The following is a 23447-nucleotide window of genomic DNA, read 5'->3' as shown; positions in this document are numbered from 1 at the left end:
CACCAACGCTCCTTGAGCATTGCGCAGCCTGTAAATGACACGAACACCGCTGCGCTTACCCATGCCAGGGCGCGACCAGTGCACTTTGCGCAAGCCGCCCGTGGCCAGGCGCTGGGCATCGCGGGCAGGGTCAGCGCGTTTTTTTTCCAGCGCATCACAACAACACATCCAACCCCTTTCGGTCCAGCAAGTTCAGCAGCTTGAGCGAAGGGCCACTGGGGTGCTTCTCACCGATCTCCCATTTGCGCACCGTGGACGCACTGGTGTTGAGCACCGAGGCCATCACCGTTTGACTCAGGTTGTGCTGCTCACGCAGGGCGCGGATTTGGGCGCTGTCATAGGGCGCAATCGGCTCCATGCACAGGGCGTCGAGCTTTTGCATCTTGCGCTTGTCGATGAAGCCCAAACGCTCCAGATCGGCCGCTGTTTCGTAAACCGTTTCCAACACGCGGCTGGCGGTTTGGGGTTTGGCCTTCGATTTCGCTTTAGTGCTCATGGCAAATCTCCTGTAATGAACCGTCTTGCGCCGCGACTTCAAACTGAGCCCCGGACAAGTCCAACAGTTGTTTGGCCAGCCACTGCAAAGCTTCCAGCTCAGTGCGGGACACACTGGCCTTTTCGTTCTTCTCAAACCCGAACACAAAAAACCAACGGCTGGCCCTGCGCGTCGCCACCAATGTGCGGGTGCCGCCCCGCTTGCCGCGACCCGGCAAAGCAACCCGCTTCTTGAGCACATCACCACCCAAATCGGCATCCACCAAGCCACTGACCATCTCGCTCACGGCCAAGCACAAAGTCTCATCCGTCAGATCGTTTTTACGCATCCATTTGGCAAATTGGCGGGTTTTGAAGACGCGGTGGATAATTTAAATTATGCCACTTAGTGACATAGAAAATTTCCCCCTCAATGATTCAACTGCCCCCAAGCCTTCTTCAGCCGCTTGATGCTAAAGGGCTGCGGGGTGCGCAGCTCTTGCGCGAAGAAGCTCACACACAGTTCTTCCAGTAGCCAGCGGAACTCCAGCATGCGGGCGTCTTGGGCGCTCTGCGTTTGGCCGCCAATCAGGTCATGAGTCGACTTGAAATATTGCATATTGCTGGTATTTATTGACAACTACCGACATTATGAAATAATTAAGCCATGTCACCCACCCCAGCCTCCCTCGCTGCTCTTGCCCAAGGCAAGGCACTGCTGCGCCCCAGTGATGCCGTAGCACAGGGCCGTTCGCGTCTATATCTGGCGCAACTGGCCAGCCGAGGGCTGGTTCACAAGCTCAGTCGTGGGCTGTATGCACTGCCCCAGCGCCAAGCCTCCGAGTTCGCTGGCTTGGCCGAAGTGGCAAGCAAACACCCGCAAGTTTTGGTGTGCCTGCTGTCTGCACTGGCTTTTCACGGACTGACGACGCAAGCACCCTTTGAGGTGTGGGTGGCTGTGGACAACAAAGCCCGCGCACCACAGTTCGATTACCCGCCCCTGCGCGTTGCGCGTTTCAGTGGCCCAGCGCTGACCGAGGGCGTAGCGGTACACGACATTGAAGGCGTTTCAGTCAATGTGACGTGCGTGGCCAAAACCATCGCGGACTGCTTCAAGTTCCGAAACAAAATCGGCCTGGACGTGGCACTGGAAGCGCTGAAAGAAGCATGGCGCGCCAAGCGGGTCACGATGGATGAGCTTTGGCACTACGGGCAGATTTGCCGCGTGCAAAACGTGATGCGGCCTTACCTGGAAGGGCTGACCGCATGATCAACAAGCCTGCATCGGTCAGGGCTAGACTACTCAACAAGGCCAAAGCCGACAAGCTAGATTTCTCGCTGGTTTTGACCCGCTACGGCTTGGAGCGTCTGCTCTACCGTTTGAGTGTTTCACCCAACAAAGACCATTTTTTGCTCAAGGGCGCATTGCTGTTTGACATGTGGTTCGATGTTCCGCATCGGCCCACCCGCGACATCGACCTGCTCGGTTTTGGATTGGCAGAAGAACCCGTTGTGCATGAGGTGTTTCGCGAAATTTGCGGTATTGAATGCGATGACGCCATTGTGTTTGACGCAAGCAGCATTCAAGTCACCGAGATTCGCAAGGATGCCAATTACTCGGGATTGCGCGTCACGCTGCAAGGTCAGCTCGATGGTGCACGCTGCCCAGTGCAAGTCGACATTGGCTACGGTGATGCCGTCACACCAGCGCCGGAGCTGGCCGACTATCCGGTGATGTTGGCGGACCTGCCTGCACCCAGGATCAGGGTCTATCCGCGTTACACCGTGGTGGCCGAGAAGTTCGAAGCCATCGTTTCGTTGGGCATGGCCAACACCCGCCTCAAAGACTACTTTGACCTGTGGGTCTTACTCTCGACCCAAGCGCTCGATCCTGAAATGATGCAAACGGCCATCGCAGCCACGCTTGAACGGCGTCAAACACCCATGCCGACATCGACGCCCATTGGTTTTTCACCAGTCTTTGGTCACGATCCGCAGAAAAGCAAGCAATGGCATGCCTTCCTTCAAAAGAACCAGCTTCAGGCGCCACCGCTCAATTCGGTCATTGAACTGTTGCACGAAAAGCTGGTTTCCAGATAGCCACAACCATGTTTTGACTGGCATCCAGCCTTCAATACAACGGCTGATGCTGCTTCAAACTCGCGATCACTTCCGCTGTCAGCGCAAACCCCGCCCCATACAAGGCAGCCAATTCAGCACAACGCTTGGCAAACGCATCCACCCCTTGGCCATAGATGAACTGCAGCGCCCCACCCGTCCAGGCCGGAAAGCCGATGCCGAAGATCGAGCCGATGTTGCCGTCGTGCACCGAGGTCAGCACGCCTTCTTGCAGGCAGCGGGCGGTTTCCACGGCTTGGCGGTACAGCAGGCGGTCTTTGATGTCTTGCTGGCTGTAGGCCACGTCGGCTTTTTCAAAGCGGGTTTTCAGTTCAGGCCACAGCACTTTCTTTTGACCAGCGGGGTAGTCGTAAAAACCACCGCCTGCGGCGCGGCCGGGGCGTTGGAGTTCTTTGACCATGCGCTCGACCAGCAGCTCGCCGGGCGTGGCGGTGTGCGTTTTGCCTTCTTTGGCAAAGTCTTCGCGGGTTTGGTCCAGCACATGCACCGACAGCGACAGCGCGGTTTCGTCCAGCACGGCCAGCGGGCCGACGGGCATGCCCACTTGCATGGCCAGGTTCTCGATCACGGGGGCGGGGATGCCCTCGCCCAGCATGGCCGCGCCTTCCATGACAAAGGTGCCGAAGGTGCGGCTGGTGTAAAAGCCACGCGAGTCGTTCACCACAATCGGCAGCTTGCCCAGCGCCTGCACATAGTCGTACGCACGGGCAATGGTCTCGTCGTCGGTCTGTGCGCCACGAATGATCTCCACCAGCTGCATCTTGTCGACAGGGCTGAAGAAGTGGATGCCCACGAATTTATTCGCATTGGCGCTGGCCGTGGCCAAACCGCTGATGGGCAAGGTCGAGGTGTTGCTGGCAAAGAAACCACCTTCGGCCAGCATGGGCTCGGCCTCTTGCGTGACGCGGGCTTTGAGTTCGCGGTTTTCAAACACAGCTTCGATGATCAGGTCGCAGCCTTTAAGGTCCGCGGCGCTGGCCGTGGGCTGGATCAGTGACAACAAGGCCGCTTGTTTGTCCGCCGCCATGCGGCCTTTTTCCACGCGTTTTTGCGTGAGCTTGTGGCTGTAGGCCTTGCCTTTTTCAGCTGCTTCAACGCTCACGTCTTTGAGCACCGTGGCGATGCCCCGGCTGGCTTGTGAATACGCAATGCCCGAACCCATCATGCCCGCGCCCAAAATGCCCACCTTTTGTGGCTTGTAGCGCGGTGCAGCCTTGGGGCGACTTTGGCCGCCTTTGATGCTGTTCATGTTGAAGAAGAAGGTGTTGATCATGTTGCGCGCCACCTTGCTGGTCATCAGACCTGCGAGGTAACGGCTTTCGATGCGCATGGCGGTGTCAAAGTCCACCATCGCGCCCTCGACCATGGCGGCCAGCGCCGCTTCGGGCGCAGGATACAGGCCGCGTGTTTTTTGCTTGAGCACGGCCGGGGCCACACTCAGCATGCCCGCGATCTTGGGGTTGCTGGGCGTGCCGCCGGGCATTTTGTAGTCCTTGCGGTCCCACGGGTGTTGGGCGGCTTCGGGCTGGCCTTGGGCTGCCGCAATGTGCGCCAAAGCGCGGGGGCGCAGCTCGTCATCACTGGCCACGATCTCGTGCACCAAGCCCAACTTTTGTGCCTCTTCGGGGCCAAAGAGTTTGCTCTCCAGCACATAGGGCTGCGCGGCCAGCAGGCCCAGCTGGCGCGTCATCTTGGTGATGCCGCCACCGCCAGGAATCAAACCCAGCGTGACTTCGGGCAAGCCAAATTGTGTTTTGGGGTTGGCGGTGGCGATGCGGTAGTGGCCGATCAAGGCCACTTCCCAGCCGCCGCCCAGCGCCGTGCCATTCAGGCAGCTGACCACAGGCACGCCCAGGGTCTCGATGGTGCGAAAAGCTTTCTTGATGCCTTCGATCTCGACAAAGACACGCGGGCCGTCCGAGGCTTGCGAGCGCATCACGCCCTTGAGGTCGGCCCCCGCAAAAAAGGTCGACTTGGCCGAGGCCAGGATGACGCCCTTGATCTGGGCTTTGTCTTGGAGGACTTGCTCGGCCGCCTGAGTCAGATCGGCCTGCCATTGCAGGCACATGGTGTTGACCGGCGAGCCTTGCTCGTCAAAGGTGATGGTGGCGATGCCGTCCGCCAGTTCGTAGCGCAGTGTTTTCAAAATCATGATGGTGTCTCCCCAATCAAACGCGTTCAACGATGGTGGCGATGCCCATGCCGCCGCCCACACACAAAGTGGCCAAGCCGTAGCGCAGTTGGCGGCGGTGCAGCTCGTCGATCAGGATGCCCAAAATCATCGCGCCCGTGGCCCCCAGCGGGTGGCCCATGGCAATCGCGCCACCGTTGACGTTGACCTTGTCGTGCGACACGCCCATCTCTTGCATGAACTTCATGGGCACAGCGGCAAAGGCTTCGTTCACCTCAAACAGATCGATCTGGTCAATCGTGAGGCCCGCCTTGGCCAGCGCCTTGCGAGCGGCGGGCATGGGGCCTGTGAGCATGATGGTCGGGTCAGCCCCGGACAAGGCCACCGACACGATGCGGGCGCGGGGCGTGAGGCCGTGGGTTTTGCCTGCGGCCTCGGAACCGATCAATACGGCCGCTGCGCCATCCACAATGCCCGACGAGTTGCCCGCGTGGTGCACATGGTGAATGCGTTCAACCTGTGGGTAGCGCTGCAAGGCCACGGCGTCAAAGCCCATGGCACCGAGTTGTTCAAACGAGGCCTTGAGGCCGCCCAGTGTTTCCACCGTGGTGCTGGGCTTGATGAATTCGTCTTGCGCCAGGATGACCTGGCCGAGTTTGTCTTTGACGGGCACCACCGAGCCATCGAAGTAACCCGCCGCACGCGCTGCCGTGGCGCGCTTTTGCGACTCGACCGCAAAGGCGTCCACATCGTGGCGCGTGAAGCCACTCATGGTGGCGATCAGGTCGGCACCGATGCCTTGCGGCACAAACAGCGTGGCGCTGTTGGTTTCAGGGTCTTGCGCCCAAGCGCCGCCGTCGGAGCCGATTGGCACGCGGCTCATGCTCTCCAGGCCACCGGCCACAACCAGGTCTTCCCAGCCACTGCGCACTTTCATGGCGGCCATGTTGACCGCTTCCAGGCCCGAGGCGCAAAAGCGGTTGAGCTGCACGCCCGAGCAGCGCCAGTCCCAGCCTGCGGCCAGGGCTGCCACTTTGGGGATGACCGAGCCTTGCTCGCCAATCGGCGAGACCACGCCCATGACCACGTCATCCACCGCAGCGGTGTCGAACTGGTTGCGGCTTTGCAGCTCGCGCAGCACGCCGCTCAAGAGACTGATGGGCTTGACCTCGTGCAGGCTGCCGTCTTTTTTGCCTTTGCCACGCGGTGTGCGTATGGCGTCATAAACAAATGCTTCGCTCATGAATGTCTCCTGGGGGTCATCAAGGGGTTTGCCCTGAGTTGTGGGTTTCAGCAATCAGTATAGACTTTTACCAAGCAACCGCTTTGTATAAATAAAACCCCAAGTCCTGAAGGTGACACCATGATTGAACGCACACTCTTTACCCCCGACCACGAAGCCTTTCGCGACAGCTTTCGCCGCTTCATGGACAAGGAAATCGCCCCCCACCATGAGGCATGGGAAGAACAAGGCTACGTAGACCGCGCCGTCTGGGACAAAGCCGGTGAAAACGGCTTTTTATGCATGACCCTGCCCGAAGCCTATGGCGGGTCAGACGCGGACAAGCTCTATTCGGTGGTGCAGATGGAGGAACTCGCACGCGCCGGTTTCAGCGGCATCGGCTATGGCCTGCACAGCGAGATCGTCGCCCCTTACATCCTGCATTACGGCACCGAAGCACAAAAGCAAAAGTACCTGCCCAAGTTGGCCAGCGGTGAGATGGTGGGAGCGATTGCCATGAGCGAACCCGCAGCGGGCTCGGACCTCCAGGGCGTCAAAACCACGGCCATGCTGCAGCCCGATGGCACTTACCTGATCAACGGCAGCAAGACCTTCATCACCAACGGCTGGCACGCCGACTTGGTGATTCTGGTGGCCAAGACCGACCCGGCCGCAGGCGCCAAAGGCACCAGCTTATTTTTGATCGAGCGCGGCATGCCCGGCTTTGAAAAAGGCAAGCGCTTGAAGAAGCTGGGCCTGAAAGCGCAAGACACCTCGGAATTGTTTTTTGACAACGTGAAGGTCAGCGCCGACCAACTGCTGGGCGGCACCGCCATGCAGGGCAAGGGCTTCATTTGCCTGATGGAGCAGCTGCCTTGGGAACGCCTGCAAATCGCCATTGGCGGTATTGCCGCTGCGCAAGCGGCCATCGACTGGACAGTGCAGTACGTGAAAGACCGCAAGGTGTTTGGCCAGGCCGTGGGCAACTACCAAAACACCCGCTACACCTTGGCCGAGTTGCAGACCGAGGTGCAAGTCGCCCGTGTGTTTGTGGACAAGTGCTCAGAGCTTTTGCTGCAAGACAAACTCGACACCGCGACCGCCAGCATGGCCAAGTACTGGTGCTCAGACCTGCAATGCAAGGTGATGGACGAGTGCGTGCAGCTGCACGGCGGCTACGGCTACATGTGGGAATACCCCATCACCCGCGCCTATGCCGACGCGCGCGTGCAACGCATCTATGGCGGCACCAACGAGATCATGAAAGAAGTGATCTCGCGCAGCATGGGTTTGGCGGGGCGCTGAATGCCCGCCATCCCTGCCCCCTTGTGGGAGCAAAGTGCTCTGTGGGAACAATGCTCTCTGTGGGAGCGACGACCTCGTCGCGAAGGTTTTCTGCCATGACCGAACTGGCCGAGCCCAAACGCGCACGCGGCCGCCCCCGCAAGACCGAGGACGAGCGCGACGATGGCAACCGGCGTCAAGCGCTGATCGCGGCGGCGGCGAAGCTGTTTCACCGCAAAGGTTACGACGCCACCAGCACCCGAGAAATCGCGGCGCAAGTGGGCATGCAGCCGGGCTCGCCGTTTTATCACTTCGGCAACAAACAAGACCTGTTGCTGGCGGTTATGGTGGAGGGCATGAAGCAAGCAAGCCAGCGCCAAGAAGCTGCCTGCGCCGGTCTGCCGGATGACCTGCCCCCACGCGAACAACTTCGCGCCCTGATCCGCAACCAGTTCGATGTGCTGCTGGGACCGGACAGCGACTTCATCCCGGTGATGCTTTACGAATGGCGCTCGCTGAGCGCCGAACAGCGCCAAACCATCACGCAGATCAAGGACGGGTACGAAGCCGTCTGGACGCCTGTGCTGCAAGCCCTGCATGACAGCGGGCAACTGCAAGCGCCCGTGGGTTTGGCCCGGCTGATGATTTTTGGCGCTTTGAATTGGGCGGTGCAGTGGTACCAGCCGACCGGCCAGAACTTGACGTCAACTGGGGCCAAGCACTCGGTTAAACGCTCAAGCCAAACGGCGGCGAAAGCAACAGAGCCCAGTGCCCCACGCGCCTCCTTGGACGATTTGACCGAGGCCGCCTTGGCCTTGTTTTTGAGAGACCCCACATGAACCCCGCCACACCTTACCAATCCGTCTTTGCGCCCGGCCTGCTGCGCGGTCAAGTCATCCTGGTCACCGGCGGCGGATCGGGCATTGGCCGCTGCACCGCACACGAATTGGCCAGCCTGGGCGCGCATGTGGTGATGGTGGGCCGCAACCCCGACAAGCTGACCGCCACTGCGCAAGAGATCACCGGTGACGGTGGGCAAGCCAGTTGGCACAGCTGCGACATCCGGCGCGAAGACGATGTGAAAGCCATGGTCGCGCAGGTGCTGCAGCAGCATGGCCGCATCCACGGCTTGGTCAACAACGCGGGCGGGCAATACATCTCGCCCTTGGCCAAGACCAGTGCCAAAGGCTGGCAAGCCGTCATCGACACCAACCTCACCGGCGGCTTTTTGGTGGCGCGCGAGTGCTTCAACCAGAGCATGAACACACACGGCGGCGCGGTGGTCAACATCGTGGCCGACATGTGGGGCTCGATGCCGGGCATGGGCCACAGCGGCGCAGCGCGGGCCGGCATGGTCAGCTTCACCGAAACCGCTGCATTGGAGTGGGCGGCTCAAGGTGTGCGCGTCAACGCCGTGGCACCGGGCTACATCGCCAGCAGCGGCATGGACCACTACCCACCCGAGGCGGGCCCCATGCTGCGCGAAATGCGCAACACGGTGCCACAAGGCCGCTTTGGCACAGAGGCCGAGACCTCGGCCGCCATCGTTTTCCTGCTCTCGCCCGCCGCCAACTTCATCAGCGGCACCGTGCTGCGTGTGGACGGTGCCCGCCCGCAAATGCGCATGGGCTGGCAACAAGCCGTGGCCCAAACCGATGTGCAAACACGCGATGCGGTCAAACCGTTTAACGGCTTTCACCGCGCCGTGACCCCCAAGGTATTCCAATGACGTTTGAATCCACCTGGAACCCCCACAGCCCTGTGGCGCAGCAAAGGCGCGAAGCGGCGCTGGCCCGCCTGGCGCAGTGGCATGCCTTGCAAGAGCGGGCCGCAAAGGCCTCGGCCCAATCCAAACCCGTGTTTGACAAACGCGGGCAGTTGCTGCCGCGTGAGCGCGTGGCCTTGCTGCTGGACCCTGGCGCACCTTTCTTGCCGCTGTGCGCGCTGGCGGGCTTCATGCAAGACACACCCGACCCGGCCAAGTCTGTGCCTGGCGGCGGCATGATCGCGGGCATTGGTTTTATCAACGGCGTGCGCTGCATGGTGGTGGCCAGCGACTCGGGCATCGAGGCCGGAGCCATTCAGGCGCGGGGCCTCGAAAAGATTTTGCGGGTGCAAGAGCTGGCCTTGGAAAACAAACTCCCCTTTGTGCACCTGGTCGAAAGCGCCGGGGCCAACCTGATGCAGTACAAGGTCGAGGGCTTTGTGCTGGGCGGCAGCCTGTTCCGCAACCTGGCCCGCTTGTCGGCGGTAGGCTTGCCGGTGCTCACGGTGCAACACGGCTCGGGCACGGCAGGCGGGGCCTACATGCCGGGGCTGAGTGACACCGTGATCATGGTGCGCGGCCGCTCACGCGCATTTCTGGCGGGGCCACCTTTGCTCAAAGCCGCCACGGGCGAAGTGGCGACCGAAGAAGAACTGGGCGGGGCCGAGATGCACACCAGCGTGTCGGGCTTGGGCGAGTACCTGTGCGAAGACGACCGCCACGCGCTGGGCACAGCCCGCGATGTGGTGGCGCGTTGGGACTGGGCTGCGCACTCCACACAAAGACAAGCCAAGCCCCCTCGCTGGGATGCCGAAGAACTGCTGGGCCTGATGCCCGCCCACCACCGCGAACCGATCGACATGCGCGAGGTCATCTTGCGGCTGGTCGATGACTCGGATTTTCTGGAATTCAAGCCTTTGTTTGGCGCGGCCACGGTGTGTGCGCAGGCGCGCATCGGTGGGCATGCGGTGGGCATCATCAGCAACAACGGGCCGATCGATGTGGCCGGGGCCAACAAGGCCACGCACTTCATCCAGTGGATGTGCCAGCTGGGTCACCCCATCATTTATTTGCAAAACACCACCGGCTACATGGTGGGCAAAGACAGCGAGCAAGGCGGCATGATCAAACACGGCTCCAAGATGATCCAGGCGGTGACCAGCGCCACCGTGCCGCAAATCACCATCCAGTGCGGGGCCTCGTTTGGGGCGGGCAACTACGGCATGTGCGGGCGTGGCTACGCACCGCGCTTTTTGTTCAGCTGGCCCGGTGCCAAGACGGCGGTGATGGGCGGCGAGCAAGCGGCCCGCACCATGCAGATCGTGGCCGAGGCCGGCATGGCCCGCAAAGGCATCACGCCCGACCCCGACAAGATGCAGGCGCAGTTTGACAAGATCGTGGCCCTGTTTGAGGCGCAAGCCGATGCTTTCTACACCAGCGGGCTGGTGCTCGACGACGGCGTGATCGACCCGCGTGACACGCGCAGCGTGCTCAGCTTTTGCCTCGACACCTGCGCCGAGAGTGCAGCCCGCCAACCCCGCGCCAGTACCTTTGGCGTGGCCCGCATGTGAAGGCCCCCACATGGCCACCGATTTGAAGCACATGCTCTCGCTGGACGCGGCCCACCAGTTAGCCGAGCAGCTGGCTGCGGCCGGGGCTTCGGTACATCGGGGCCAATGGCAAAAGGCCATGGGGGTCGACTTTGAGGCCCTGGGCCTGATGGACCGAGGCCGCCGCCTGGCCCAAGTCATGGCGACATGTTTGCCGCCCGATTTTGCAGAGGCCGCCCCTTTGCTGGTGCGGGCCATGGGCCGCCCCATGGGGCTGGACAAACACGGCGAGCCCACCGCCAGTGGCGATGTGCCCAGCAGCTTCTTTTACCTGCCGCACAGTATGTACATCGCCAGCCATGGCCTGCAGCATCTGCCCGAGGCCCTGCACGCCCAACACGCCCTGACCCAGCGCTTCACCGCCGAATTCAGCCTGCGCCCGTTTTTGCAGCAGCACACCCAGGCCACCTTGGCGCGCTTGGCACAGTGGGCGCAAGACGACAACGCGCATGTGCGCCGCGCCGTCAGTGAAGCCACACGCCCGCGCTTGCCCTGGGCCGCGCGTTTGCCCGATTTTGTGCGTGACCCCGCGCCCGTGCTGCCCCTGCTGGCCCGATTGCGTGACGACCCGTCGGCGTATGTGCGCCGCTCGGTGGCCAACCACCTGAACGACATCGGCAAAGACCACTCCGAGCTGCTCACCAGCCTGGCCCGCCAATGGCTGGACGATGCGCCGGTGCCCGCCTCGCGGCAAGCCTTGCTGCGCCATGCCCTGCGCACCGCCATCAAACGCGGCGATACACAGGTGCTGGCCTTGTTCGGCCACGGGGAACAATCGGTGTTGCAGATTCAGAGCGCCAACATCACCCCATCAAAAGCCCGAATCGGCGAAAGCGTCACCCTGCATTGCACCCTGCACAACCCCACTACACAGACGGCCAGCGCCTTGGCCGATTGGCGGGTGTTTTACGTCAAGGCCAACGGCACGCTCAGCCCCAAGGTTTTCAAAGGCAGCACCGTGCAGATTGATGCTCACGGCCATGGCGTGCTCGAAAAAACACTGTCGCTGCGCCAAATGAGCACCCGCACCCACCACCCGGGCCGCCACACCGTCGAGATCGTCCTCAATGGACACGCGCACAGCATTGGCCAATTCGATCTGCACCCCTGAACCCACCCCACGGAGACACACCATGCAATACACCCACGAACACCGCGAAATCCAGAACACGCTCAAGCGCTTCATCGAAGCCGAGATCAACCCCCATGTGGACGAGTGGGAAGCGGCCGAGATCTTTCCTGCGCATGAGGTCTTCAAGAAAATGGGCAACTTGGGCCTCTTGGGCCTGACCAAGCCCGAAGCCTTTGGCGGTGCGGGCTTGGATTATTCATACAGCATGGCCATGGCCGAGGCACTGGGGCACATCGACTGCGGCGGCATCCCCATGGCCATTGGCGTACAGACCGACATGGCCACACCCGCCTTGGCGCGTTTTGGCAGTGACGAATTGCGTGCCCAATTTTTGGCCCCGGCGATTGCGGGCGACATGGTGGGCTGCATTGGCGTGAGCGAGCCGGGTGCGGGCAGCGATGTGGCGGGCATCAAAACCGTGGCCCGCAAGGACGGCGACGACTACGTGATCAGCGGGCAAAAAATGTGGATCACCAACAGCCTTCAGGCCGACTGGATGTGCATGCTGGTCAACACGGGGGAAGGCCCGATCCATAAAAACAAGAGTCTCGTCATGGTGCCCATGCGCGAGAACGGCAAGCTGCTGCCCGGCATCGAGGTGGGCAAAAAGATCAAAAAGATCGGCATGAACAGCAGCGACACGGGCTTGATTTATTTCGACGAAGTGCGCGTACCCCAGCGCTACCGCATCGGGGCCGAGGGCCAGGGCTTCATCTACCAGATGCAGCAGTTTCAGGAAGAGCGCCTGTGGTGCGCAGCCAGCACGCTGCAGTCGCTCACCAACTGCATCCAGTGGACGGTGGAGTGGGCGCAAGAGCGCAAGCTGTTTGGCAGCACCTTGGCTGACCAGCAGTGGGTGCAGTTCAAGCTGGCCGAACTCAAAGCCGATGTGGAGTGTCTGCGCGCCCTGACCTACCAAGCCTGCGAACACTACATCGCGGGCGAAGACGTGACCGAGTGGGCCACCATGGCCAAGCTCAAAGCGGGCCGTTTGAACCGCACCGTGCCCGACACCTGCTTGCAGTTCTGGGGCGGCATGGGCTTCACCTGGGAGAATAAGGTCTCGCGCATGTACCGCGATGGGCGTCTGGCCTCGATCGGTGGCGGGGCGGACGAGGTGATGTTGGGCATCCTGGCCAAGATGATGGGCATTGCCAAGCGGCCTCAGAAATGAGCAGCACTTTGTTGATCGAACGCCAGGGCGCAGTCGAGACCTGGACGCTGAACGACCCGGCCACCCGCAACGCCTTGAGCGATGCGGTGGTGGACGGCATGCTGCAAGCCTGCACTCGGGCTGCAGCGGACCCCACACTGCGCATCGTGGTGCTGACCGGCGCAGGTGGTGCTTTTTGTGCGGGCGGCAGTTTGGGCGGGTTTGCCAGCCTGATCGGCCAACCCCTGCAAGACGGACAAACCGACCCGCTGCTGGCCATGAACCGGGGATTCGGTGACCTGCTGTATGCCCTTTGCGCCCTGCCCCAACTCTTGGTGTGCCGGGTCGATGGTGCGGCCATGGGCGGCGGTTTTGGCCTGGTGTGCTGTGCCGACCATGTGGTGGCCACAAAACGTTCGGTGCTGGGCACGCCCGAAGTCACGCTGGGCTTGCCGCCTGCGCAGATCGCACCTTTTGTGTGGCAACGTTTGGGCGAGAGTGCGGCACGCCAGTGTCTGTTGCAAGGCCTGAGTTACAACGCGGATCAAGCAATGCAAGTGGGGCTGGTCAACGAGGTGATTGAAGAGGACAGCGATGCAGCCTGGCAACAAACACTGACGCGCATGATGCGCGCTGCGCCCGGCGCGGTGGCCAGCACCAAACAACTGCTGCGCAGCTTGCGCAGCCCTGTGCCCGACTTGCGCGATGCCGCTGCACACGCTTTTGCTCAAGGCTTGCGCAGCGCCGAAGCCGCGCAAGGACTGGCCTCGTTTGCACGCAAAAAGCCTGCGCCCTGGACACTTTCTGGCAAGGAGCCTGCATGACATCGACCTTGCCCACACAAGTCACCCGCCTGCTGATCGCCAACCGGGGCGAAATCGCCCGCCGCGTGATCCGCACCGCCCGCCCGATGGGCATCCAGACGGTGGCCGTTTATTCAGATACCGACCGCGATGCCTTGCATGTGCACGAAGCCGATACCTCGTTCGCCTTGGGCGGGACGCTCTCGGCCGATTCGTATTTGCGCATCGACAAACTGCTGTCAGCAGCGCAAGCCACCGGGGCTGACGCTGTGCACCCGGGCTATGGCTTTTTGAGCGAGAACGCCGAATTTGCCCAAGCGGTCATCGATGCGGGCCTGACCTGGGTCGGGCCACCGCCCGGGGCCATCCGCGCCCTGGGCAGCAAGTCGGCCGCCAAAGCACTGGCCCTGCAGCACGGTGTACCTTGCTTGCCGGGCTACTTTGGCGCGGACCAGAGCGATGCCACCTTCACCGCACAAGCAGAGCAGCTGGGCTTGCCGCTCATGGTGAAAGCCGTGGCCGGGGGTGGCGGGCGCGGCATGCGCCTGGTCACCGACATGGCGCAACTGCTGCCCGCCTTGCACAGCGCCCGCTCCGAAGCGCTGGCCGGTTTTGGCAACGGCGACTTGCTGATGGAACGCGCCTTGCTGCGCCCCCGCCACATCGAGGTGCAGATCATGGCCGATGCCCAAGGCCACTGCATCCACTTGGGTGAGCGCGATTGCTCGGTGCAGCGTCGTCACCAAAAGATCATCGAAGAATCGCCCAGCCCGGCGGTGAGCGCTGCGCTGCGCAAGGAACTCGGGCAAGCGGCCATTGCCCTCGCACAATCGGCGGGCTACGTGGGCGCGGGCACGGTGGAGTTTTTGCTGGACGAGGCACAGGCCGACAAACCTTTCTATTTGATGGAGATGAACACCCGGCTGCAGGTAGAGCACCCGGTGACCGAGATGCTCACGGGGCTCGACTTGGTCGAGTGGCAGCTGCGCATCGCACGCGGTGAAGCGCTGCCCCTGGCGCAAGCCGATGTGCGCCTGCAAGGCCACGCCATCGAGGTGCGGCTGTGCGCCGAAGACGAGCACTTCACCCCGCAAACCGACACGGTGCAAGCCTTTGCAGCGCCTGAGGGCTTGCGCTTTGACCATGCGCTGCACGCGGGCGCAGTCGTGACGCCCAACTACGACGCCATGCTGGGCAAGCTGATTGCCCACGCGCCCACCCGCGCTGAAGCCATCGACCGCCTGCGCACGGGCTTGGACCAGACCGCTGTGCTGGGCCTGCCCACCAACCGCGCCTTTTTGGCTGCGTGCTTGCAGCACCCGATGTTCCGTGCGGGTGAAGCCTTGATCCCTTTCCTGGCCGAACAGGCCGATGCGGTGCGCCAAAGCTTGCAAGCCACGAACGAAGCCCGCACCGTGGCAGCGCTGGCCGTGCTGTATGCCAACCAAGCCCCTGCAAACGCCATGCCCAACCCCTTCACGCGACCGGTGCACATGGGCTGGGGTTCGGACACCCTCTCGCTGAACCTGCAGGAACTGGGGCAAGGCCGCGTGCGCATTCACACAGGCGATACCACGCACGAAGCCAGAATTCAGCATATCGCTGAACAGCTGCACATCGACCTGGACGGCTGCCGCTGGCATGCCCGCGCCGTGGCATGCCGGGGCGCCACCAACGCCGTGCAGTGGCATGTGCAGCTGCAAGGCCCCGAATGTTTTGAGCTGTGGCTCACCGACCAAAGCCACAGCGCGCCTAGCACAGGCGCCAGCGCACAAGCCGCACAGTCTTTGCGCGCGCCTTTTAATGGCAAGCTGATCGCACTGCATGTGCAAGAAAGCCAATCGGTCCAACAAGGCGATGCCGTGCTGGTGATCGAGTCGATGAAGCTGGAACACATTTTGTGTGCTCCCCGCGATGCGGTGGTGCACAGCATTTCGGCCAGCGTAGGCCAACAAGTGAGCCCCGGCCAGGTGCTGGTGCAATGGAAGGACGCTGCATGAGCACCACTGGAATCACCAATGATTTCACCACCGAAGACCTGCAAAGCCTGCAGGCCACGGTGGAGCGTTTTGCCAAACAAGCCATTGCCCCGCAGGTGCCCGCTTGGGAAGAAGCCGGTCAGTTTGACCGATCGCTTTACACCCAAGCCGCACAGCTGGGCCTGCTGGGCCTGGGCTATCCCGAGCATTTGGGCGGCACACCCGCACCCTGGCGTGCGCGCAACCTGCTGTCGCAAACCCTGGCCCGATACGGCGGTAGCGGCGGCGTGATGGCCAGCCTGTTTTCGCTCAACATCGGCCTGCCCCCGGTCATGGCGCATGGCAGTGCCGAGCTGCAGGCCGAAGTGGTGCCGCCCGTGCTGCGCGGCGAGCGCATCGCGGCCTTGGCCATCACCGAGCCCGGCGGCGGCTCGGACGTGGCCGGCCTGCGCACCACCGCACGCGCAGACGGCAGCGACTACGTGATCGACGGCGAAAAAGTCTTCATCACCTCGGGCCTGCGGGCCGACTGGATCACGCTGGCCGTGCGCACCAACCCGGCCAGCAAAGGGGCCAGCGGTATCTCGATGGTGGTGGTGCCGGGCGACACCCCGGGCATCTCGCGCACCCGCCTTCACAAAATGGGCTGGCACAGCTCGGACACCGCGCAGCTGCGTTTTGACGGCGTTCGTGTACCCCAGCGTTACCGGCTGGGTGACGAAGGCGCGGGCTTCAAGATGATCATGGGCAACTTCAATGGCGAGCGCCTGGCCATGTCGGCCATGGCACTGGGTTTTGCCGAGGCTTGTTTTGACGAAGCGCTGGACTGGGCACGCCAACGCCAGACCTTTGGCGCGGCCCTGATCGAGCGTCAGGTCATCCGGCACAAATTGATGGACATGCAAATGCGCATCTCATCGACCCAAGCCTGGGTCGATGCCGTGACGCAGCAAGCCGATGCGGGCCAGACCGGTGCCGAGTGGGTAGCCCAGGTGTGCCTGCTCAAAAACCACGCCACCCAAACCATGCAGTTTTGCGCCGATGCCGCGGTGCAACTGCTGGGCGGCATGGGCTACATGCGCGGCACCGTGAGCGAGCGGGTTTACCGCGAAGTGAAAGTGATGATGATCGGCGGCGGCGCCGAAGAGATCATGAAAGAGCTGGCGGCCAAGCAGTTGGGGATTTAAACCGAGTGTCCAAGGCCGGTGGACTCGCCTAATTGGATCCAGTGAAGGGCGCGTTCCACGCCCCATCGCCCACAGGGTTTGGCTCTTGGAAAAATCTACCCCTTGCCACAGCGCAGGCCCTCATGCTGGGGATCGAGGCAACAGCGCTTTGAGTTTCAAGCAGGTTTTTTCGACCGCATACCAGCTGAGCAGACCGGCCAGCACCGAACTGCAAAACACCAGCAGCACCAGTGCGGCCAGGTTCATTTCTGGAAAGTACCAGAGCCATATTTTGTTCAATGGCCAAGCGTAAAGGTACACGCCATAAGAGATGTCTGGCCAACGATGAAAACCCAAAACCAGAGGGCCGGACTTGGCAAAGTACAAGATGGCGTAGCCCCCCAGCAGGCACAAGGCTGGCTGCGCCGTCATCGGAAAAAACAACAGCACAGCCATCAGCAAAAGACCCCAGCCAGCCAAAGAAGAACGCCAAGGCAATGCGTTTTCATACAAGTAAAAACACCCGCCATACGCAAACGCCATGAGCAAGCGAATCGTCAAATCAGAGGGCAGATTGGCCCAGCCCGAACGGTTGATGACGTGAAAGACTGTGCAAAAAATGGCCAAGGCCAGCCACACGTTTCTCTTTTTCAAGCCCCCCAGCAAGCCAAACACCAAGGCGATGAAATAGCACTTGAATTCATAAGAGATCGACCACATCGACCCATTGACTGCCGCGTAGTGGCTGCCCGCAAACACCTCCGGAATGGCCGGCTGCTTGAGGAACAACAAGGATTTGAGGTAGTCGCCCATTTTGAATTGGACCCAGTAATCGCTGGCACCAAACACAGGCGCTATCAGCAAAGCACACACCAAAGAGGCCGCCACAAAGCCCGGGTAGATGCGCAAAATTCGGTGTGTCAAAAACACCGCCACCTGTGGCCGCTCTTGCCAGCTTTTGACAATCAAATAGCCACTGATGAGCAAGAAGCATTGCACCGCCATCTCGCCAAAAGAAATCGTGCCAAAAATTTGCGTCAAAACTTCACGGCTTCTGTCACCGTCCTGAAGCTCCGGCGCATGCGACAAGATCACCAGACTGGCAAACAAAAAGCGCAAGGCATTGAAGTTGTTGCTTCTACCGTGGGGATGGCTCATGGCGGGTGTGGAAGGGATGCACCTGGGAGCCATGAATTGCCGATTTCATCGACAAGCACTCCGCGGGCATCAAAATTATTTAAATATTATTTGTTATTTTATTTTAAATAATTAAATATTTTTAACCTTCACTTGGCCAAAAAAATGAAAGTTAGGCGCTTGCCACAGAGTGGAAGCACCCCAACATGTGCGTGAGCCTCGCCCTCAAAACCACGATGAGGGCCCGCTCTCTCAATCTCTCGCCTATCAAGCAAGCGATTCGACCTCAAGCCACTTGGATCACGCCAATCTGGGTTGCCCAGGTGGCAGTTCGGCCTTCAAAGCAAAGGCCATTTGCACCATGCCAGCCAACAAACCCACACACACGCCGACTTGCACGGCGCGGTTGTAAGAGCCCATGGCATCGAACACCAGACCACCGCCCAATGCGCCCATGAAACTGCCCACTTGGTGGCTCATGAAAGCAATGCCCCCCAGCATGGCTTGCCATTTCAAGCCGAAAGTTTCGCCAATGTAACCCGTGACCAAGGGAGCCACACCCAGCCACAGGAAACCCATGATGGCGGCAAAAACCAAGGTGTTTTCCGGCGTGGGCACCGCCAAAAAATACCACGCCAGTCCCATGGATCGCAGCACATAAATGCCGCCCAACAACAAGAGCTTGTTGTAACGCCCGCCAGCCCATCCAAAAAACAGACTGCCCAAAACGTTGAAGCCACCAATCATGCCCAAGGCTTGGGCGCTGAGCATCGGGTCCAGGCCACACAGGTCCAGGTAAGAAGGCAGGTGCGTGGTTAAAAAAACCAATTGCATGCCGCACACAAAATAGGCCACCGTCATGACCGCAAACGGCGGGTGCTTGAGCGCAAACACCGCCATGTCCCGGGCATTGTCTTTTTCTCCTGCGGGCGATGGCGGCACAGGCAAGGCATCAACACGACCCGCAAACCATGCGGCCGGCAAAATGATCAAGGCCAACACCACAAACCCAGCCACCCCAACGCGCCAGCCATGGGCTTGCGCGAGCATTTGCCCCATGGGGGCCGCCATCAAAGCGCCCAGTGACCCGGCCGCCGAGACGATGCCCAACACCGTGCTGCGCAAGGCAGGCGAGACCGGACGCGAGGCCACAGCCATGGCGATGGCCGAACCATTGCACGCCATGGCAGCGCCAATGGCGAGCCCTGCCCCAAAGGTCACCCCCCAAAGACCTTGTGCCATCCAAAGCGTGCCCATGCCTGTGACGTACAAGGCCGCCCCCGCCATCATCAACGGTCGGTAACCTATGCGCACCGCCAAGGCCCCGGCAAAGGGCTGCAAAAAACCCCAAGCCAGGTTTTGCACCGCAATGGCCAAAGTGAACTGCGAGACCGAAATCCCCAAGTCTTTGGTCAAGGCCGGCATGAAGACCCCCAAACTTTGGCGCAGACCCATGCTGACAGACAGCATCAGCGCCGCGCCAAGCAAAATGGGAAGGGCCGGGCGAAGTGCGCTCAGGAGGTTCATGGAATGGCCTGTGAAAGTTCAATGAGCAATTTAACCGTTCACAGTCCACTTGCTTGGCTTTTGTGCGACAGGTGCAGTGGCCTGTGAATGTGCATGAAAAAACTGATAATCATTCGATCAAACCCCTGATTCATCGACCATGAGAACCACCTTCAACTACAAGCACCTGTACTATTTTTGGGTGGTCGCCAAGGAAGGGGGCATCACCCGAGCGGCCGACAAACTGGACATGGCGGTGCAAACCGTCAGTGCCCAGGTGCGCGAGCTCGAGCGCTCTTTGGGTTACGCCTTGCTCAAACCCGCTGGCCGAGGATTGGTACTGACCGATGCAGGCGTGGCTGCCATGCAACAAGCCGACCAAATTTTTCAGCTGGGTGAAAATTTGCCCGCCAAAGTGCGCGATGCGGTGAGTTCCCCCACTGTGCGTCTGGCGGTGGGCATTTCAGACGGTTTGCCCAAGCTGGTGGTGCGACGCCTGTTGCAACCCGTCTTGGCAGAACCCCATTTGCGCCTGCTGTGCCACGAAGGCGAGTTTGACGAACTCTTGGGCGACCTGGCGCTGCACCGACTGGATGTGGTGCTGTCAGACCGTCCAGCCCCAAGCAACGCCAACATCAAGCTCTACAACCATGCGCTGGGCTCATCGGCAGTGTCTTGGTACGGCAGTGCTGCACTCGTCAAATCGGCCAAAAGGAAGTTTCCAAGCAGCTTGGCCGATGTGCCGGTGCTGCTGCCCACGGGCCACACGGCCGTGCGAACCCGGCTGGACCACTGGTTTGAGCACCACAGCGTCACCCCGCGCATTGTGGGTGAGTTTGAAGACAGCGCCTTGCTCAAGACCTTTGGTGAAAGCGGTATGGGCGTTTTTCCAGCGGCCGAATGGGTGCACGACGAATTGTTGGCCCACTACGAGGTGCAGCGCCTGGGGCCTTGTGAGGGCGTCAAAGAAAACTTTTTTGCCATCGGCACCGAAAAGAAAGTGCAACACCCGCTGGTGCAGCGTCTCTTGCAGGCCAGCGTTTCGGCCCATTAAAGCGCCTCAGCGGCAGACGTGAAAAAGCCCCCAGGGCTTGTGACCCTGGAGGCTTGTTCACAAACGCAGCGCGTCAGGTTTTGGCCGAGCGCACACTCAGCAGCATGGTCGCGGCCAGAATGCCCACCACCACACCCAGCGAGACGCCCACCGGAATCTTGAACACATCGATCAAGCACATCTTGGTGCCGATGAACACCAGGATCACAGCCAAACCGTAGTTGAGCAAGTGGAACTTGTTGGCCACAGCGGCCAGCAAGAAGTACATGGCACGCAAACCCAAGATGGCGAACACGTTGCTGGTCAAGACGATGAAGGGGTCTGAAGTGATCGCAAAAATCGCCGGGATGGAGTCCACCGCAAAGATCACATCGGTCAAGGCGATCAGGCAAATCACCATGAACAGCGGGGTGGCAATCTTCTTGCCGTTTTCCACGGTCCAGAATTTTTCACCATCGTAGTTTTTGCTGACCGGCAACACCTTGCGCAGCAACTTGAGTGCCGGGTTGTCTTCCAGATCAGGCTCTTGCCCTGCAGCCCACCACATCTTCACACCGGTGAGGATCAGGAAAGCCCCGAACACATACAGCACCCAGTGGAACTCGGCCAACAACCAGCCTCCCACCAAAATCATCACCGTGCGCAGCACGATGGCACCGATGATGCCGATCATGAGCACACGTTTTTGGAAATTAGTGGGCACCGCAAAGTAGGTGAAGATCATCAGGAAGACAAAAATGTTGTCCACCGCGAGTGATTTTTCAATCAGGTAACCGGTGAGGAACTCCAAGGATTTGGTGTTGGCCATTTCCACCGAACCCGTGGTGTCCTTGATGGCCCACCAAAACAAGCCATTGAACAAAAAGCTCAGCGCGATCCAGATCAGGGACCAGTTCAGTGCCTCTTTGACGCCAATGTCATGGGCACCCTGCTTTTTGAGCACCACAAAATCCACAAACAGCGACACCAACACAATGGCCACGAACGTGGCCCAAAGCCACAGGGGGGCAATGGTTTCCATAAAACACCTCTTTGTTATTAAAGACAATTCATCAGCCAGAAAGTCCGGCCACATGGCGTGAGGATGATTCCTGACGCCGGGTCGCTTGCAACGACTGAAGGCCTTTATTTTTACTGAATTATTGGAATTAACATTCCTTAAAAACAAGAGTGTTGCACTGGAATTCAGTGCTGTTTGCGGGACCTGGCCACGGGCACAGAGGTAGAACATCTGTCGACGGCATGAGTCATTTTTTTCTTCGATCCATCCGGGGGTCTGTGCAAAAAACCATACCGCCTCGCGAATACCTTGTGCAGCACGCTGGGCCAACCCTTCTTTCAATGCCGGATGCAGCCGTGTTGACCATGCACACCCAGCCATTCATCTTCAGATTTTGGCTCTGAGTGACCAGGTCCTTGAGCCAATTTTCTCCAGGTACCAAGGTCACAACAGAAAACGTCCCTGTTGGGGGGTGGTCCAACAACGTGCAGAAATTCACTGGCCCCTTTTACAGGGTTTGGTTATTGTCAGAGCAGGTGGGCTTTTTGATCGAGTGTGCTGCACAAACGCCGCTGGCATCTGCGGGTGGTGTACAAACGGCGTCGCTCCAAGGCAGGCGTATCCAGGCACCGATTGTTCACAAAAAAACCGCCAGGCGCTTGCGAGCGCTGGCGGTTTTTGTCATGCAGCGATCGCTGCAGGCTTTACTTCTTGTCGCTGAAGTAGCCCGAGGTCACTTTCCAGCGGCCGTCGGTGATTTGCGACATGCGCGATGCGTTGCTGCCCAAACGCTTGGTGGCGGTGAAGGTCATCTCGCCCGTGCCGAAAATATCGGGTGGGATCACCATGGTGTCCATGGCCTTGATGATGCTTTCGGTGGTCACGTTGGCGCCCGACTTTTCAATGGCGCGCATGAACGAGTCGATGGCGTTGTAGCCGTAAACCGAGAACACGGTGGGATCTTCGTTGAACTTGGTCTTGTACTTGTTGGCCCAGAAACGGATGGGCTGTGCCGCCTCGTCCAGGTAGGGGTGCTGGGTCGACATGGTGGCGTAAAAACCATTCATGGCGGGGCCACCGAGCTTGTGGATCAGGTCGGTGTAGGCTGCGCTTGAACCCAGGAAGGTCGGGTTGAAGCCCAAGCGGCGAGCCGTGGCAATGCCGCCAATGGTTTCACGGATGATGGTGCCCATGACCACGAAGTCGCACTTGGACGAGGCCAGCTTTTGCATCTGCGATGCAAAGTCGGTCGCGCCGCGTTTGTAGGTGGTGACTTCGGCGAACTGCATGCCCATGGTCTTCAAACCTGCCTCAGCACCACGAAACACTTCCAAGCCGAATTCATCGTCTTGGTGCATAGCGCAGATTTGTTTGGCGTTCTTTTCCTTCACCAGAATCGGCACACCCAAGCGCATCTGGTCATAGTAGGTGGCGGCAAAAGAGTACTTGAGCTTGTGGAAGGGCTCGTACATTTCGCGCGCGGCCGTGACCGGGAAGAAGTTGATCACGTTCTTCTGGAACTGCACAGGCATCGCGGCCATGTTTTGCGCCGTGCCGATGTGGCCGATCATGGCAAAAATCTTGTCCTGGTTGACCAGCTTTTGCGCGGCCAGCACGGCGCGGCGGGGGTCATAGGCCGAGTCTTCGACCAGCAGTTTGAACTTGCGGCCATTGATACCGCCTTGCTCGTTGGCTTCGTCCACCCGCAGCATCATGCCCAGGCGCACCTGCTTGCCAAATCCAGCCAGCGGGCCAGACAAGTCCTGGATGGAGCCGAGAGTGATTTCGGTTTTGGACACGCCTTGCGTCTGGGCCATGGCCGCGCCAGCGGTCAGGGCCATCGCAGCGGCGACGAGGCTGAGTTTGAGTTTCATGTTGCAGGTCTCCTGTGG

General features: G+C 60.3%; 21 protein-coding genes. 12 read left to right on the top strand and 9 right to left on the bottom strand.

Going from position 1 to position 23447, the window contains the following annotated elements:
• Positions 1-154 precede the first annotated feature (154 nt).
• From B9Z48_RS02310 to B9Z48_RS02300, 3 genes are read right to left on the bottom strand one after another with little or no spacing between them, the layout of a single operon-like run.
• On the bottom strand, positions 155-496 hold the full coding sequence (locus tag B9Z48_RS02310) for a DNA-binding transcriptional regulator (RefSeq protein WP_108376998.1): 342 nt from the start codon (positions 494-496) through the stop codon (positions 155-157).
• Positions 486-863 carry a type II toxin-antitoxin system RelE/ParE family toxin gene (locus tag B9Z48_RS02305; RefSeq protein ID WP_108376997.1) on the bottom strand — a complete coding sequence of 126 codons (378 nt, stop codon included), beginning with the start codon at positions 861-863 and terminating at the stop codon, positions 486-488. Before B9Z48_RS02305 ends, B9Z48_RS02310 begins: the two co-directional genes overlap by 11 nt.
• A gap of 41 nt (positions 864-904) precedes the next feature.
• On the bottom strand, positions 905-1093 hold the full coding sequence (locus B9Z48_RS02300) for a DUF3418 domain-containing protein (RefSeq protein ID WP_089952804.1): 189 nt from the start codon (positions 1091-1093) through the stop codon (positions 905-907).
• Between the two features lie 48 nt (positions 1094-1141).
• On the opposite strand from B9Z48_RS02300, the gene B9Z48_RS02295 reads away from it, so the two are divergent.
• Both B9Z48_RS02295 and B9Z48_RS02290 read left to right on the top strand, forming a co-directional pair.
• Positions 1142-1744, top strand: a complete 603-nt coding sequence (locus tag B9Z48_RS02295; protein WP_108376996.1) for a type IV toxin-antitoxin system AbiEi family antitoxin domain-containing protein — start codon at positions 1142-1144, stop codon at positions 1742-1744.
• The gene (locus tag B9Z48_RS02290) at positions 1741-2574 is read left to right on the top strand and encodes a nucleotidyl transferase AbiEii/AbiGii toxin family protein (protein WP_108376995.1); all 834 of its coding nucleotides are present in this window, start codon (positions 1741-1743) and stop codon (positions 2572-2574) included. The genes B9Z48_RS02295 and B9Z48_RS02290 overlap by 4 nt, the downstream gene beginning before the upstream one ends.
• A gap of 31 nt (positions 2575-2605) precedes the next feature.
• Here B9Z48_RS02290 and B9Z48_RS02285 read toward each other — a convergent pair whose 3' ends face one another.
• Both B9Z48_RS02285 and B9Z48_RS02280 read right to left on the bottom strand, forming a co-directional pair.
• Positions 2606-4759 (bottom strand): 3-hydroxyacyl-CoA dehydrogenase NAD-binding domain-containing protein, encoded by a 2154-nt coding sequence (locus B9Z48_RS02285; RefSeq protein ID WP_108377184.1) that lies wholly within the window; start codon positions 4757-4759, stop codon positions 2606-2608.
• Positions 4760-4781: 22 nt separating this feature from the next.
• Positions 4782-5987, bottom strand: a complete 1206-nt coding sequence (locus B9Z48_RS02280; protein ID WP_108376994.1) for an acetyl-CoA C-acetyltransferase — start codon at positions 5985-5987, stop codon at positions 4782-4784.
• A gap of 120 nt (positions 5988-6107) precedes the next feature.
• Here B9Z48_RS02280 and B9Z48_RS02275 point away from each other — a divergent pair, with 120 nt between their 5' ends.
• The 9 genes from B9Z48_RS02275 to B9Z48_RS02235 all read left to right on the top strand — a co-directional run bounded on the left by B9Z48_RS02275 (position 6108) and on the right by B9Z48_RS02235 (position 16879).
• Positions 6108-7271 carry an acyl-CoA dehydrogenase family protein gene (locus B9Z48_RS02275; RefSeq protein WP_108376993.1) on the top strand — a complete coding sequence of 388 codons (1164 nt, stop codon included), beginning with the start codon at positions 6108-6110 and terminating at the stop codon, positions 7269-7271.
• 95 nt (positions 7272-7366) lie between these two features.
• On the top strand, positions 7367-8089 hold the full coding sequence (locus B9Z48_RS02270) for a TetR/AcrR family transcriptional regulator (RefSeq protein ID WP_108376992.1): 723 nt from the start codon (positions 7367-7369) through the stop codon (positions 8087-8089).
• Positions 8086-8979: an SDR family oxidoreductase gene (locus B9Z48_RS02265; RefSeq protein WP_108376991.1), complete on the top strand. Its 894-nt coding sequence runs from the start codon at positions 8086-8088 to the stop codon at positions 8977-8979. Before B9Z48_RS02270 ends, B9Z48_RS02265 begins: the two co-directional genes overlap by 4 nt.
• The gene (locus tag B9Z48_RS02260; protein ID WP_199233436.1) at positions 8976-10586 is read left to right on the top strand and encodes an acyl-CoA carboxylase subunit beta; all 1611 of its coding nucleotides are present in this window, start codon (positions 8976-8978) and stop codon (positions 10584-10586) included. Before B9Z48_RS02265 ends, B9Z48_RS02260 begins: the two co-directional genes overlap by 4 nt.
• Before the next feature lie 10 nt (positions 10587-10596).
• Complete coding sequence (locus B9Z48_RS02255; RefSeq protein ID WP_108376989.1) at positions 10597-11736, top strand: DNA alkylation repair protein; 1140 nt, start codon at positions 10597-10599, stop codon at positions 11734-11736.
• Between the two features lie 22 nt (positions 11737-11758).
• Entirely contained in the window at positions 11759-12931 is a 1173-nt protein-coding gene (locus B9Z48_RS02250; RefSeq protein WP_089952823.1) for an acyl-CoA dehydrogenase family protein, read from the top strand.
• A complete protein-coding gene (locus tag B9Z48_RS02245) occupies positions 12928-13734 on the top strand; it encodes an enoyl-CoA hydratase/isomerase family protein (protein WP_089952825.1) in 807 nt (268 codons plus the stop codon). Before B9Z48_RS02250 ends, B9Z48_RS02245 begins: the two co-directional genes overlap by 4 nt.
• Positions 13731-15713, top strand: coding sequence for a biotin carboxylase N-terminal domain-containing protein (locus B9Z48_RS02240; protein WP_108376988.1), 1983 nt, complete (start codon positions 13731-13733; stop codon positions 15711-15713). The genes B9Z48_RS02245 and B9Z48_RS02240 overlap by 4 nt, the downstream gene beginning before the upstream one ends.
• Positions 15710-16879, top strand: coding sequence for an acyl-CoA dehydrogenase family protein (locus B9Z48_RS02235; protein ID WP_108376987.1), 1170 nt, complete (start codon positions 15710-15712; stop codon positions 16877-16879). The genes B9Z48_RS02240 and B9Z48_RS02235 overlap by 4 nt, the downstream gene beginning before the upstream one ends.
• Positions 16880-16999: 120 nt before the next feature.
• Here B9Z48_RS02235 and B9Z48_RS02230 read toward each other — a convergent pair whose 3' ends face one another.
• Positions 17000-18016: an acyltransferase gene (locus B9Z48_RS02230; RefSeq protein ID WP_158273192.1), complete on the bottom strand. Its 1017-nt coding sequence runs from the start codon at positions 18014-18016 to the stop codon at positions 17000-17002.
• Positions 18017-18295: 279 nt separating this feature from the next.
• Positions 18296-19522 carry an MFS transporter gene (locus B9Z48_RS02225; protein WP_089952831.1) on the bottom strand — a complete coding sequence of 409 codons (1227 nt, stop codon included), beginning with the start codon at positions 19520-19522 and terminating at the stop codon, positions 18296-18298.
• A gap of 139 nt (positions 19523-19661) precedes the next feature.
• Here B9Z48_RS02225 and B9Z48_RS02220 point away from each other — a divergent pair, with 139 nt between their 5' ends.
• Entirely contained in the window at positions 19662-20555 is an 894-nt protein-coding gene (locus tag B9Z48_RS02220; RefSeq protein WP_108376985.1) for a LysR family transcriptional regulator, read from the top strand.
• Positions 20556-20628: 73 nt separating this feature from the next.
• Here B9Z48_RS02220 and B9Z48_RS02215 read toward each other — a convergent pair whose 3' ends face one another.
• Both B9Z48_RS02215 and B9Z48_RS02210 read right to left on the bottom strand, forming a co-directional pair.
• Complete coding sequence (locus B9Z48_RS02215; RefSeq protein ID WP_108376984.1) at positions 20629-21576, bottom strand: TerC family protein; 948 nt, start codon at positions 21574-21576, stop codon at positions 20629-20631.
• A gap of 683 nt (positions 21577-22259) precedes the next feature.
• A complete protein-coding gene (locus B9Z48_RS02210; protein WP_089952837.1) occupies positions 22260-23429 on the bottom strand; it encodes an ABC transporter substrate-binding protein in 1170 nt (389 codons plus the stop codon).
• Between the last annotated feature and the right edge of the window lie 18 nt (positions 23430-23447).

It is taken from the genome of Limnohabitans sp. WS1 (genome assembly GCF_003063265.1).
In the GTDB taxonomy this organism is placed as follows: Bacteria; Pseudomonadota; Gammaproteobacteria; order Burkholderiales; family Burkholderiaceae_C; genus Limnohabitans_A.
Note: the sequence above shows the minus strand (reverse complement) of the source record. Positions and strands in the feature narration are given on the sequence as shown.